Source organism: Microbacterium sp. B19(2022) (assembly GCF_012030385.1).
GTDB lineage: Bacteria > Actinomycetota > Actinomycetes > Actinomycetales > Microbacteriaceae > Microbacterium > Microbacterium oxydans_B.
In genome coordinates this window covers 1-13,305 of record NZ_JAAUVO010000030.1, presented here as the reverse complement: position 1 = coordinate 13,305, position 13,305 = coordinate 1, and the positions used below count along the sequence as shown (strand labels likewise).

General features: G+C 70.1%; 12 protein-coding genes. 2 read left to right on the top strand and 10 right to left on the bottom strand.

Translation table 11 applies throughout. The annotated features are described in order from the left end of the window. Positions 1-5 precede the first annotated feature (5 nt). Genes HCX50_RS18815 through HCX50_RS18790 form a run of 6 tightly spaced genes read right to left on the bottom strand, consistent with a single transcriptional unit; the run spans position 6 to position 5,493 of the window. Positions 6-1,160 carry a mannitol-1-phosphate 5-dehydrogenase gene (locus tag HCX50_RS18815; RefSeq protein WP_167635364.1) on the bottom strand — a complete coding sequence of 385 codons (1,155 nt, stop codon included), beginning with the start codon at positions 1,158-1,160 and terminating at the stop codon, positions 6-8. Further along, positions 1,157-1,591: a PTS sugar transporter subunit IIA gene (locus tag HCX50_RS18810; RefSeq protein WP_167635363.1), complete on the bottom strand. Its 435-nt coding sequence runs from the start codon at positions 1,589-1,591 to the stop codon at positions 1,157-1,159. The genes HCX50_RS18815 and HCX50_RS18810 overlap by 4 nt, the downstream gene beginning before the upstream one ends. After that, positions 1,588-3,219 (bottom strand): PTS mannitol transporter subunit IICB, encoded by a 1,632-nt coding sequence (locus HCX50_RS18805; protein WP_167635362.1) that lies wholly within the window; start codon positions 3,217-3,219, stop codon positions 1,588-1,590. Before HCX50_RS18805 ends, HCX50_RS18810 begins: the two co-directional genes overlap by 4 nt. Continuing rightward, the gene (ptsP, locus tag HCX50_RS18800; RefSeq protein ID WP_091030761.1) at positions 3,216-4,901 is read right to left on the bottom strand and encodes a phosphoenolpyruvate--protein phosphotransferase; all 1,686 of its coding nucleotides are present in this window, start codon (positions 4,899-4,901) and stop codon (positions 3,216-3,218) included. The genes HCX50_RS18805 and ptsP overlap by 4 nt, the downstream gene beginning before the upstream one ends. Next, entirely contained in the window at positions 4,898-5,179 is a 282-nt protein-coding gene (locus HCX50_RS18795) for an HPr family phosphocarrier protein (protein ID WP_091030758.1), read from the bottom strand. The genes ptsP and HCX50_RS18795 overlap by 4 nt, the downstream gene beginning before the upstream one ends. Continuing rightward, positions 5,176-5,493 carry a PTS sugar transporter subunit IIB gene (locus tag HCX50_RS18790; RefSeq protein ID WP_167635361.1) on the bottom strand — a complete coding sequence of 106 codons (318 nt, stop codon included), beginning with the start codon at positions 5,491-5,493 and terminating at the stop codon, positions 5,176-5,178. Before HCX50_RS18790 ends, HCX50_RS18795 begins: the two co-directional genes overlap by 4 nt. Positions 5,494-5,659: 166 nt before the next feature. Here HCX50_RS18790 and HCX50_RS18785 point away from each other — a divergent pair, with 166 nt between their 5' ends. Beyond that, positions 5,660-7,582, top strand: a complete 1,923-nt coding sequence (locus HCX50_RS18785) for a BglG family transcription antiterminator (protein WP_167635360.1) — start codon at positions 5,660-5,662, stop codon at positions 7,580-7,582. 10 nt (positions 7,583-7,592) lie between these two features. Here HCX50_RS18785 and HCX50_RS18780 read toward each other — a convergent pair whose 3' ends face one another. From HCX50_RS18780 to HCX50_RS18770, 3 genes are read right to left on the bottom strand one after another with little or no spacing between them, the layout of a single operon-like run. Then, positions 7,593-7,856, bottom strand: a complete 264-nt coding sequence (locus tag HCX50_RS18780; protein ID WP_091030749.1) for an HPr family phosphocarrier protein — start codon at positions 7,854-7,856, stop codon at positions 7,593-7,595. 2 nt (positions 7,857-7,858) lie between these two features. Further along, positions 7,859-9,532 (bottom strand): phospho-sugar mutase, encoded by a 1,674-nt coding sequence (locus HCX50_RS18775; protein WP_167635359.1) that lies wholly within the window; start codon positions 9,530-9,532, stop codon positions 7,859-7,861. Further along, entirely contained in the window at positions 9,529-10,362 is an 834-nt protein-coding gene (locus HCX50_RS18770) for a purine-nucleoside phosphorylase (protein ID WP_091030742.1), read from the bottom strand. Before HCX50_RS18770 ends, HCX50_RS18775 begins: the two co-directional genes overlap by 4 nt. A gap of 48 nt (positions 10,363-10,410) precedes the next feature. Between HCX50_RS18770 and HCX50_RS18765 the strand changes: the two genes are divergently transcribed. Then, positions 10,411-11,859, top strand: a complete 1,449-nt coding sequence (locus HCX50_RS18765) for an NAD(P)H-quinone dehydrogenase (protein WP_205829405.1) — start codon at positions 10,411-10,413, stop codon at positions 11,857-11,859. 85 nt (positions 11,860-11,944) lie between these two features. Here HCX50_RS18765 and HCX50_RS18760 read toward each other — a convergent pair. Beyond that, positions 11,945-13,305 (bottom strand): ATP-binding protein (locus HCX50_RS18760; RefSeq protein WP_167635357.1); only part of this gene is annotated, 1,361 nt, incomplete at its 5' end.

Genomic DNA, 13,305 nt, shown 5'->3' with positions numbered 1-13,305 from the left:
CGAGGTCAGGCGGCTCCGAGGTGCTGCTGACGCGCGGCGACGGCCTCCCGGATGGCGGTGAACAGCGGATGCTCGGGGTCCAGGCTCGTGGTGCGGGCGGTGAACGCGGCGGGCTCCTCCGTGCGCAGCAGCTGCTGGAGCTCCGCCGACTGCTCGTCGGCCGGATCGTCGAACTCCAGTGCCGCCGACACGGCCGCCACGAGAGCCGCGGTCGGCAAGCCACGCTCCGCGGCCATCGCGGCGGGTCCGACGAAGCGCTCGTGCCGTGAGATCTTGCGCAACGGCTGCCGTCCCACCCGCTGCACCGTGTCGACGAGCGCAGGATTGCGGAACCGCTCGAGGATCGTCGCGCGATACGCCGCGAGGTCGGCGGGGTCGAGCCCGTGCTCGGCGACCAGTACAGCCGAGGTCTCCTCCAGCGCGGCCGAGACGCTCGCCGCGATGGCGGGGTCGGCCAAGGCATCCGAGATCCGTTCGATCCCTGCGCGGGCGCCGAAGTAGGCCGTCGCGGCGTGCCCCGTGTTCACCGTGAAGAGCTTGCGCTCGATGTACGGCGCCAGGTCGTCGACGAAGTGCGCGCCGGGGATGGCCGGCAGTGCCCCGCCGAACGGACCCGATTCGATCGCCCACTCGAAGTACGGCTCGACCGTGACGTCGACCCCGCCGTCTGCGGGCTGTGCCGGCACGATGCGATCGACAGCCGTGTTCGCGAAGATCGCGCGGGCGAGCAGCATTTCGGCATCCGCCCCCGCCGCCGTCGCGATCTCCTGGCGGAGCAGATCGGTGGCGCCGATCGCGTTCTCGCAGGCCATCACCTGGAGCGGTGCGGCATCGGGGGAGCGGAGCGCGAGTCCGGCCACGATCGACGGTGCCACGAACCGCAGCACGGTGGGCCCGACCGCGGTCGTGACCACATCGGCCGTCGCGACCTCCTCGGCCACGGCGGGATCCGTGCGGCTGTTGACAGCCCGGAAGCCGGTGACGACGTGATCGGTCCCTCCGGGGCCGGCTTCGTGCACGGTGTACGAGTCGACCGCGTTGATCGCATCCACCAGGGCGTCGGCGACGTCGGAGAACACGACCTCGTACCCGCCCTGGCGCAGCAGCAGACCGACGAACCCGCGCCCGATGTTGCCCGCCCCGAAGTGGACCGCCTTCATCCCTCGTTCACCTCCGACAGGAGGGCGTAGAGCTCCTCCGGGGTCTGCGCCGCCGAGAGCCGCGCGACGTCGTCCTCCTCGGAGAACAGGATCGCGATCCGGGACAGGATCTCCAGGTGCTCGTCACCGATCCCGGCGATGCCGATCACGAAGGTCGCGGGATCCCCTGCCCAGTCCACGCCGCCGTCGTAACGGACGACGGACAGTGCCGAGGCGAGGATGGTGTCCTTCGCGTCGTTGGTACCGTGCGGGATCGCGAGACCGTTGCCCATGAAGGTCGACACGGTCTCCTCGCGCTGCCGCATCGCGTCGACGTACGCGGGGGTCACGGCTCCGGCGGCGACGAGGATGTCCGTGGCCTCCTGGAGCGCCTCGTCTCGCGTCGCACCGCCGGGGTGGATGCGGACCTGGTCCGGGGTGAGAACGCTCATTCTTGTTCCTTTCGCTGTGCCCGCACCATCTCGACGACCTCTTCGTAGCGGGGCGAGTTCATGAAGTTGTCGACCGACACGTGCACCGAGTTCGGCGACTTCGCCGCGGCGCGCTCGGTGAGCTGCTGCTGCGTGATGACCACGTCGGCGGTGCCGTCGAGGTTCGCGATCGCCTGGTTGGTGACGTTCACGTCCTCGATGCCGGCCTTCTTGAGCTTGTTGCGCAGGACGCTGGCGCCCATCGCGGACGAGCCCATACCGGCGTCGCACGCGAACACGATCCGCTCGATCGGCGCGGTGGCGACGGCGGTGGTGCTCGGTGCGGACGTCTCCGCCGCCGACGAGCCCGTCGACGTGCGCAGCGCATCCATCGCGGCGGACGACTTGCCCTTGTTCGCCTCGGTCTGCGCGATCGCGGCACCGAAGGTGTCGCCCTCGGCCTCGAGGTCGCGCTTGCGGGAGGCCCGCAGGATCACGCCGGTGATGAGGAACGTCACGGTGGCGGCGATGAGGACCGACAGGTAGACGACCAGGAGGTTGGGGACGCCCGCACCGACGGCCGCGACGGTCACGGCGATGATGCTGCCGGGAGCGGCCGGGAACACGAGCCCACCGTTCAGAAGCATGTTCGTGGTCACGCCGGCGGCACCACCCGCGATGAGCGCGAGGATCGTGGTCGGCTTGCTCAGCGCGTACGGGAAGTAGATCTCGTGGATGCCGCCGAAGAACTGGATGATCGCCGCGCCGGGGGCCGACGCCTTCGCGACACCGACTCCGAAGAAGCTGAACGCCAGCAGCAGACCGATACCGGGGCCGGGGTTCGCCTCGATGAGGAACAGGATCGACTTGCCGGCCTCCGAGGCCTGCTCGAATCCGAGCGGGGTGAACACGCCGTGGTTGATGGCGTTGTTGAGGAACAGCACCTTCGCCGGCTCGACGATGATCGACACGAGCGGCAGCAGCTGCGCCGCCACGAGCCAGTCGACGGCGGCACCCAGCGCGGCGCTGATGCCGAGCATCACCGGACCGAAGGCGAAGAAGCCGAAGATCGCGAGAAGCATCCCCAGGATGCCGGCGGAGAAGTTGTTCACCAGCATCTCGAAGCCGGGACGGATCTTGCCGTCCCAGATCCGGTCGACCTGCTTCATGATCCAGGCCGCGAGCGGCCCCATGATCATCGCGCCGAGGAACATCGGGATGTTCGTGCCGACGATCACGCCCACGGTGGCGATGGAGGCGACCACGCCGCCGCGGTCGCCGTAGACCATACGGCCCGCGGTGTTGGCGATCAGCAGCGGCAGCAGATATGTGACCATCGGACCGACCAGGCCGACGTAGGCGAGGATGTTGCCGTCGGCGGTCTCGGCGACCGATGTCATCGCGCCCTGCCACCCGATGATGACGGAGTCACCGCCGCCGCCGAGGATCTCGGACACCCCTTCCCAGTGCCAGCCGAAGGGGCTCTCGGCACCGAAGAAGCCTCGGGGAATGAAGAGCATCGTGATGAAGCCCCAGGCGATGAAGGCGGCGATGTTCGGCATGATCATGCCGGAGAGGAACGTGCCGAATCGCTGTACTCCTACGCGGAGGCCGCCGGGTTTGGTCGCGGCAGGTGACGTCGTCGTCATGATGTCGTCTCTTTCTTGTGAAGGGGGAGTGCCGCGGCGAGCGTCGCCACGGCGGTTCGGGCGGAGGGGGCATCGTCGGCGGCCAGTGCGGCCTCCGCGAGGCTCCGCGCCTCGGACGGGGTGCGTTCGGAGAGCGCGTGTCGCACATCGGCCAGCGCCGAGGGAGCCATCGAGAGACTCGTGGCACCGAGCCCGACGAGCACGACGGCGAGGAGTGGATCTGCTGCGGCCTCGCCGCAGATTCCGACCGGTTTGCCCAGGCGGGCACCGGCGTCACCGACCTCGCGCACCAGACGAAGCACGGCCGGATGCCAGGGGTCCTGGAATCCGGCGACCGAGCCGAGCATGCGGTCGGCCGCCATGGTGTACTGCGTGAGGTCGTTCGTGCCGATCGAGGCGAAGTCGGCGTGCGCGAGCACGCGGTCGGCCAGCAGGGCGCTCGCCGGGATCTCGACCATGACCCCTGCGGTCTGCAGTCCGTACTCGCGGGCGAGCCCCGTGAAGTAGATCGTCTCCTCGACGGTGGCCACCATCGGAGCCATCACCCACAGGTCGGCGTCGGTCTCGGCGTCGGCTTCGGCCAGGGCGGTCAACTGCTCGCGCAGGATGTCCTCGCTCGCGCGCAGCGCCCGGAGGCCGCGCAGTCCCAGCGCCGGATTCTCCTCGTGCGCGTCGTTGAGGAACGCCAGCGGCTTGTCGGCGCCCGCATCGAGCATCCGGACCACGACCTTCTTACCGGGAAAGGCGGCCAGCAGCTCGCGGTACGACTCCCGTTGCTGAGCGATGGTCGGCGCCTGTGCCGAGGAGAGGAACAGGAACTCCGTGCGGAACAGCCCGACGCCCTCGGCCCCCCGAACGACCGCATCGGCCGCATCTGCGGGCTTCCCCAGGTTCGCGAGCAGCGCGACAGGTGTGCCGTCGGCGAGGGCGCCGGGAGTGGGAGGAGCGGTGTCGGCCGACTGGCGGGCAGCGGCGCGCTGAGCTGCGCGGTCCTTCTCGTCCTCCGTCGGCTCGCGGGTGACCACGCCGCTGGCGGCATCGACGATCACCGTCTCGCCCGTGACGAGCTGCGTGCCGACTCCGACGCCGACGATCGCGACGATGCCCTTCTCCCTCGCGAGGATCGCGGTGTGGGAGGTCGGCCCGCCGTCGGTCGTGATCAGGGCGAGCACCTGATCCAGGTCGAGGAGTGCGGTGTCGGCCGGAGCGAGGTCACGGGCGACCAGGACGAACGGGTGCCCCGGGTTCGGAACACCGGGCGCATCGACGCCGCGGAGATGCGCCAGGACGCGCTGGGCGATGTCGTCGAGGTCGGCGGCGCGCTCGCCGAGGTAGCCGCCGACGGCCTCGAGCGTGGCGCGGAAACCTGCGAACGCGTCGTGCACGGCCCATTCCGCCGTCGCCCCGGCATCGATCCGGGTGTCCACCTCGTCCTGCAGCGTCGGATCCTCGGCGATCATCGCCTGCGCTTCCAGTACCTCTTGAGCGGCGCCTCCTGCCGCCTCACCGCGTTCGTTCAGTTCGCGGGCGACCGTCGCCACCGCCTCGTGAACCCGCGCACGCTCGGCTTCGGCGCCCGCCGTGCTCGGCGTGTTCTCCGGAGCCGGCATCGCCTCGGCCATGCGGACGACCGGTCCCTGGGCCACGCCCAGACCGATGCCTACCCCGCGCAGCTCGCTCATCCGGCGGCGTCCTGGTCATGGTCCGTGGTGAGGAGCTCGGTGAGCGTGTCCAGCACGCCTTCGGCTCCCTCGCCCTCGGCCGTCAGCGTCACGTAGTCGCCGTACTCGATCGCGAGCGCGATCACGCCGAGGATGCTGGCGGCGTTGACCGGTTTGCCCGAGTCCTTCGCGATCGTCACGGCGAGGCCCGAGTCCTTGGCCGCCTGTGCGAAGAGCTTCGCGGGGCGGGCGTGCAGTCCATGGGAAGAGCCGATCCGGACGGTGCGGGTGGCGGTCATGATGTTCCTTTCGGGGTGTCGCCGGCGGCGGCGAGGATCGATCGGGCGAAGTCGAGGGTGCGGGAGCCGTCACGGTCGGTGAAGACGTCGTCCGGCAGCACGGCGACGGGCGCTTCCACGCTGCGGCGCATCGCCTCGAGCCGGTCACCGAGATGCGGACCGACGAGGACGAGGTCGTGGTCGGAGCCGGCGACGGAACTCTCGGTGCCCGCCACGGCATCCCAGCCGAGACCGGCCGCTGCTGCCGCTGTGCGGAGCCGCAGCGCGACGAACGTGCTCGACGCACCGGCGCCGCACACCACGAGGATCCTCATCGATTCCCACCTTCCTGAGAACAGTCTGGGAACCGGGAGGGTTGCCGCACCAACAGGTTCCTTTCCGCCCCTGCGGAACCCCGGTTTCCGCCCGGGGATGCCGGCATGCTGACATCATGGAGACCACGTCGAGACAGTGCGGTCACCAAGCGGGAAGGGGAGGATCATGTCGCGCCAGCGTCAGGACCAGCTCCTCACCGCCCTGCTGCGCCAGGAAGGGTGGGCGACGGCTGCCAGCCTCGCCGATCTGCTCGGGGTCACGCCCCGCAGCATCCGGTCGTACGTGGCAGCGCTGAACGCGCGGACCCCGGGGGCCGGCGTGATCGAGTCCGGCCCGGCCGGGTACCGCGCAGGATCCGGTGCCCGCGGTGCGCTCCGGATGCGTCAGACCGGCGAGTCCGCTCCCCGCGATCGGCTGCACACTCTGGTGCGGCTGCTGCTCGACGAGCCCGCCGGGATAGACGTGTTCGACACGGCCGACGAGCTGCACGTGAGTGAGGCGACTCTCGAGGCGGACCTGGTGCGGGTGCGCAGCCTGCTCGACGGCACCGAACTCGCGCTCGAGCGCGACCGGGAAAGGGTGCGACTGCGGGGGAACGAAGCCGCGCAGCGGCGCCTGCTCAGCAGACTCGCGCATGACGAGATGGACGACGCCTCCTTCCACCCCGAGACCTTCCGGCGTGCCCTGTCGCGGTCGGCGGTGGCCGCCAGCGCGGTCGGTCCGTTCAAGACATCGCTGGTGCGGGAGCTCGGCGAGCTCGGCTACTACGTGAACGAGCTCGCGATCGCCGACGTCCTCCTGCACATCGCGATCGCCGCCGAGCGGGTGGCCGCGGGGCACGCCCTCGAATCGTCGCCGGCGGGTGCCCGGGAGGAGATTCCGCGGGTGGGCGCCGTCATCGCCCGGCTCGCCGCCGAGCACTTCGACGTGGCCCTCGGCGACGGCGACAGCGGCCACCTCGCCTCGCTGGTCCTGACCCGCATCGTCGCGCCGGGGGAGGATGCGACCCGGGAGGTCGCGCGCAGCGGTGTGGATCCGGCCGTCGAAGCCGCGGTCCGGGCGGAGATCGCGCGCGCCGCCGAAGACTTCCAGGTCGATCTCGTGGACGAGACCTTCGTCCTCCGACTCGCCCTGCACGTGCAGAACCTGCTGCGGCGGGCCGAGGAGAGCGCGCTGACGCGCAACCCGCTCACGCGCTCGCTCAAGACGACATATCCGATGATCTTCGAGGTGGCGGTGTCGATCGCGAGCGGACTCCACGATCGCGTCGGCACACCCATCCACGATGACGAGATCGCGTACATCGCCATGCACGTCGGCGGGCGACTCGAGCGCAGTCGCAAGGCGGAGTCGATCCTGACCGCCACGATCGTCTGCCCCGGGTACCAGGAGTTGCACGAGCTGCTGCGCTCCAGCGTCGACCGCTCACTCGGCTCTGCGATCGAGGTCACGACCGTCGTCACGAACGTGGATCCGGACTGGGCATCGTTCGACACCGATCTCGTCCTGAGCACGATCGAACCGGGGGATGCGGGTGACCGTTTCGTCCGCATCCAGCCGTTCCTGACGGATACCGACGTCGACCGCATCCAGCAGGCCGCCGCCCGCGTCCGACGCGGGCGACGCCTCACCCGCCTGCGCGGCGAACTCGCGCGCTACTTCCTGGCCGACGCCTACGTCTTTCCCCTGCAGGATGAGGGGGAGGAGACGATCATCCGCCGCCTCGGTGGGCTCCTCGTGCAGGCGGGGCTGATCGGCGAGGACTACATCGAGAACACGATCGTGCGTGAGCGGATGTCGTCGACCGCCTTCACCGATGCGCTCGCGGTGCCGCACGCGCTGCAGATGACGGCGACCCGCACGGCCATCGCGATCGGCGTGGCGGACGGCTCGGCCGCGTGGGGCGACGGACGTGTGCAGGTCGTCGCGCTCGCCGCGTTCAGCGAGAGCGATCGGGCGGCGTTCCAGACCGTGTTCGAGCAGCTGGTCGAGGTGTTCAGCGAGCGCGAGAGCGTGCAGCGCATCGTGCGCAGGGGCACCACGTTCGAGGCCTTCCTCGACGAGCTCGTCGCGGTGATCGACGGCTGATCCGCGAGGCTCACTCCCGCGGTGCGAGCACCTCGGCGAGCTGATCCAGGATGTCGTCCGCGGTGCCGGAGGCCGCCGTCTCGAGCACGACCGCGTCTCCGGACGAGATCCCCAGGTCCATGACCGCCAGCACGCTGCTCAGGTCGACGGTCGTGCCGTCGGCGGTGCGCAGGGTCACCGGGGCGTCGTGCGAGTGCGCGAGTCGCACGAGCTCGGCCACCGGGCGGGCGTGCGCGCCGTTGTGCGCGCTGACGATCAGGCGTCGGGTGGGCATGCTCAGGAGCGCTCGTCGAGCAGGGCGCGCACTCCCGCCTCGAGCTCTGCCACGGCACCGCGTGCCGCTTCGGCGGAGTCCGCTCGGGCGTCGATGTAGACCTTGAGCTTCGGTTCGGTGCCGCTCGGTCGGACGATGACGCGCGAGCCGTCGCCGAGGCGATACCGCAACACGTCACCGGAGGGCTGTCCCGGTGCCGCCTGCAGCAGGTCTTCGGCCGAGGTGATGGTGCGTCCGGCGATGTGGGTCGGCGGCAGCGAGCGCAGCGAGAGCATCACGTTGCCGATGACGGCGAGATCCTCGACCCGCACCGAGACCTGGCCGCTGGCGAAGTGCCCGTATGTCTCGCCCAGCTCATCGAGCAGATCGATGAGCGTGGCCCCGCGGTCTCGCGCCTCGGCGGCGAGTCCGAGCACGGCGATCGCCGCGGACACGCCGTCCTTGTCGCGCACCGTCTCGGGGTTCACGAGGTACCCGAGCGCCTCCTCGAATCCGAAGACGATACCGGGGGCACGGGAGATCCACTTGAATCCGGTCAGGGTCTCGTGGAAGTCGAGACCGTGATGCGCAGCGACGGCACCGAGGCCGGGCGACGATACCAGCGAGCAGGCGAGCGAGGCTCCGGGTGTTCCGGCCGCGGCGCGGGCGGCCCTCGCGCCGAGCAGGAGTCCCACCTCGTTGCCCGTCAGACGGCGCCAGCCGTCCGCGGCGGAATCGTCGGGAACAGCGACCGCCAGGCGGTCGGCGTCGGGGTCGTTGGCGAGGATGAAGTCCGCTTTCACACGGCGGGCCCGCGCGAAGGCGAGGTCCATCGCTCCCGGTTCCTCGGGATTCGGGAACGAGACGGTGCGGAAGGTCGCGTCGGGCGTCAGCTGCTCGTCGACGACGAACGGCTGGGGGTAGCCGGCGTCCCGCACGATGCGCGACAGCGTCTCCCAGCCCACCCCGTGCATGGCGGTGTAGACCCACCGCATGCCGGAGGAGCCGGCGGGTGCGGGAGCCACGGCCGCGGTGGCCGCGATGTACGCCTCGACGACATCCTCGCCGGCGGTCTCGTAGGCCGTGGAGCGGGGCAGCGCCGCCACGGAGCCGGTATCGGCCGTGCGCTGGATGTGCGCGGCGATCTCGGCATCGGCGGGGGCGACGATCTGCGAGCCCTGGTCGGCGCCGCCGAGGTACACCTTGTAGCCGTTGTCGTTCGGCGGGTTGTGGCTCGCGGTCACCATCACGCCGGCGTCCGCGCCGAAGTGGCGGACGGCGAAGGCCAGCACGGGCGTCGGCAGCAAGCGGGGCAGCAGGATGGCGCGCAGGCCGGCTCCGGCGAACAGCTCGGCCGAATCCGTGGCGAACACGCGGGAGTTCCGGCGTCCGTCGTAGCCGATCACGACGGTCGGGGTGTGCCCTTCCGCCGCCTTCTCGCGCAGGTAGGCGGCGAATCCGGCGGCCGCCTGTGCCACGAGCACGCGGTTCATCCGGTTGCTCCCGGCACCGAGCTCGCCGCGGAGGCCGGCGGTGCCGAACTCCAGGCGCGCGCGGAACCGGTCGTCGAGTTCCGCGACGGCGGCGTGATCCCCGCCGGAGGCCCGCGTGATGAGGCCGGCCAGCTCGTCGCGGGTCTCGTGATCGGGGTCCTGTCGCAGCCAGGCGCGCGCCTGTGCGATCCGCTCCTCGCTCACAGCGCCTCGACCACCCTGGCCAGGAGCGCGGAGATCACCGGCTCGGCCTCACGCCCGGCCTCGATCACCTCGGCGTGGCTGAGCGGGGTCTGCTGGATCCCGGCGGCGAGGTTCGTGATGAGGGAGAAGCCGAGGATCTCCATGCCGGCCTCGCGGGCGGCGATGGCCTCGAGCGCGGTCGACATGCCGACGATGTGTCCGCCGATGTGCTTCGCCATCTGTACCTCGGCCGGGGTCTCGTAGTGGGGGCCGCGGAACTGGGTGTACACGCCCTCGTCGAGCATCGGATCGATGCTGCGCGCGACGTCGCGCAGGCGCTTCGAGTACAGGTCCGTCAGGTCGATGAAGGTCGCGCCCTCGAGCGGGGAGTCGGCGGTGAGGTTGATGTGGTCGCTGATGAGCACCGGCTGGCCGGGCGTCCAGGTCTCGCGGATGCCTCCGGCGCCGTTCGTGAGCACCATGATCTTGGCCCCCGTGGCGGCGGCGGTGCGGACGCTGTGCACGACGCGGCGCACGCCGTGGTCCTCGTAGTAGTGCGTGCGCGCGCCGATCACGAGGACGTTCTTGCCGCCGGGCGTGCGGATGCTGCGGAGCGTGCCGACATGGCCCTCCAGCGCGGGCTTGGAGAACCCGGTGACCTCGGTGGCGGGGATCGTGGCGATGGTCTCGCCGATGATGTCGGCGGCCTTGCCCCAGCCGCTGCCGAGGGTGAGGGCGATGTCGTGATTCTCGACTCCGGTCAGACGCGCGATGTCGGCGGCGGCCTGTGCGGCGACCTCGAACGGGTTCGCGGTCGGGTCATCGAGAGGGTTGCTGTGCGTTTCGGGCATGGATCCACTCTAGGAAGGTGCAGGCTCCGGGGCCAGGATTGCGGAAGAATGGGTTGCATGTCTTCCACCACTTTCGAGCGCACTCAGCGCGTCGCCGTCCTCGGCGGCGGTCCCGGCGGTTACGAGGCGGCCCTCGCGGCCGCTCAGCTCGGAGCGGAGGTCACCCTGGTCGAGCGGGTGGGAGTCGGTGGATCGGCCGTCCTCACCGACGTCGTGCCCTCCAAGAGCTTGATCGCGACGGCCGATGCCGCGGTGGCCATCTCCGAGGCGAGCGACCTCGGCGTGAACTTCTACGCCAAGGGGGAGAACGGCAAGCCGCTCAAGCCCGAGATCGCGATCAACCTCGCCGCCGTCAACAAGCGTCTCATCGCGCTCGCCGGGCAGCAATCCGAGGACATGCGAGCCACCCTGCTCGAAGCCGGCGTCCGGATTCTCTCCGGGCACGGACGCCTCGAAGGCCCCACCGCGATCGTGGTGTCGACGGGCGAGAAAGGCACGGACTTCGACCGCGTCGAGGCCGACACCATCGTCGTGGCCGTGGGGGCGTCGCCCCGTGAGCTCGATTCCGCGAAGCCCGACGGCAAGCGCATCCTCACGTGGACGCAGCTGTACGACATGAAGGCGCTGCCGGAGCACCTCATCGTCGTGGGCTCGGGCGTGACCGGCGCGGAGTTCGCCTCCGCCTACATGAACCTCGGTGCCAAGGTCACGCTCATCTCCAGCCGCGAGCAGGTGCTCCCCGGCGAGGACAAGGATGCGGCGAGCGTCCTGGAGAAGGTGTTCAAGCGCGGCGGCATGCAGGTGCTCTCGAAGTCCCGTGCCGACAAGGTCGAGGCCACGAAAGAGGGCGTGACCGTCACGCTGTCCGACGGCCGCACGGTCGAGGGGAGCCACTGCCTGATGGCCGTCGGCTCGATCCCGAACACCGCGGGGATCGGCCTGGAGGAGGCGGGCGTCGAGCTCGACGACACGGGTCACGTGCGGGTGAACAAGGTCGCGCGCACCTCGGTGCCCAACGTCTACGCGGTCGGCGACTGCACGAACTTCTTCCCGCTCGCCTCGGTCGCGTCCATGCAGGGGCGCACGGCGGTCTTCCACGCGCTCGGCGACATCGTGATCCCGCTGGAGCTCATCAAGATCACCTCGAACATCTTCACCGCTCCGGAGATCGCGACGGTCGGATACGGGGTCAAGGACGTCGAGGACGGCGTCGCGGACGGCATGGTCTACAAGCTCCCGCTCGCGGCCAACCCGCGCGCCAAGATGATGGGCATCAAGGACGGCTTCGTCAAGCTCATCGCCCGCAAGGGATCCGGCACCGTCATCGGCGGCGTGATCGTGGCCCCCAAGGCCTCCGAGCTGATCTATCCGATCGCCGTGGCCGTCGAGCGTCGCCTCACGGTGGACCAGGTCTCGCGGGTGTTCGCGGCATACCCGTCGCTCTCGAGCAGCATCACCGACGCCAGCCGGGCGATGCACCTCGTGAACATCTCCTGAGACGCAGGACGAGAAAGGCGCCCCACCTCGGTGGGGCGCCTTTCACATTTCCGGGACGCGGTCCCTGAGCTTCGTGTGCGAAGGATCAGCTGATCGTGAGCAGCTGGTGTCCGGCGGAGACCGTCAACCCGGCATCCGCGTTGATGTTGCCGATGACGCCGTCCTTGTGGGCCTGCAGCGGCTGCTCCATCTTCATCGCCTCGAGCACGACGACGAGGTCGCCCTTGACGACCTGCTGGCCGTCTTCGACGGCGACCTTGACGACCGTGGCCTGCATGGGCGACTTCACGGCATCGCCGGATGCGCCCGCGTTCGCCGTGGTGGCGTGGCTCCGACGCGACGGGGGTACGACGGCGGGGCGACCCGCAGTGCCCGGAGCGACGGCCACGCGGTCGGGCAGGCTCACCTCGAGGCGCTTGCCGGAGACCTCGACGACGACCGTGTGGCGCGACTCGCCGGCGGCCGGTGACTCGAGCTCGCCGTCCCACGCGGGGATGTCGTTGACGAACTCGGTCTCGATCCAGCGGGTGAAGATGCTGAACTCGCCGTTCTCGGCCGTGAACGCCGGGTCGCGCACGACCTTGCGGTGGAACGGGATGACGGTGGGGAGACCGGCGACCTCGAATTCGTCGAGTGCGCGGCGCGAGCGCTCCAGTGCCTCGGCCCTGTCCTTGCCGGTGACGATGATCTTCGCGAGCAGCGAGTCGAACGCGCCCGAGACGGAGTCGCCCGCGGTGACGCCGGAGTCGAGGCGGATGCCGGGACCCCCGAAGGTCTTGAAGACGTGGATCGGGCCGGGCTGGGGGAGGAATCCGCGACCGGGGTCCTCGCCGTTGATGCGGAACTCGATCGAGTGGCCCTGCGGCTTCGGGTCGTCGTAGTCGATGGTGCCACCGGCCGCGATGCGGAACTGCTCGCGCACCAGGTCGATGCCGGTGACCTCCTCGGAGACCGGGTGCTCGACCTGCAGACGCGTGTTCACCTCGAGGAACGAGACCGTGCCGTCGGCGCCGATCAGGAACTCGCAGGTGCCTGCACCGACGTAACCGACCTCCTTGAGGATGGCCTTGGACGCCGAATAGAGCAGGTCGTTCTGCTCCGCGGTCAGGAACGGCGCAGGGGCCTCTTCGACGAGCTTCTGGTGGCGGCGCTGCAGCGAGCAGTCGCGCGTCGAGATGACGACGACGTTGCCCTCGACGTCTGCCAGGCACTGGGTCTCGACGTGGCGCGGCTTGTCGAGGTACTTCTCGACGAAGCACTCGCCGCGACCGAAGGCGGCGACGGCTTCGCGGGTGGCCGATTCGAACAGCTCGGCGACCTCGTCGAGTTCGCGGGCGACCTTGAGGCCGCGTCCGCCGCCGCCGTAGGCCGCCTTGATGGCGATCGGGAGGCCGAACTCCTTCGCGAAGGCGATGACCTCATCGGCTCCGGCCACGGGGCCGGGGG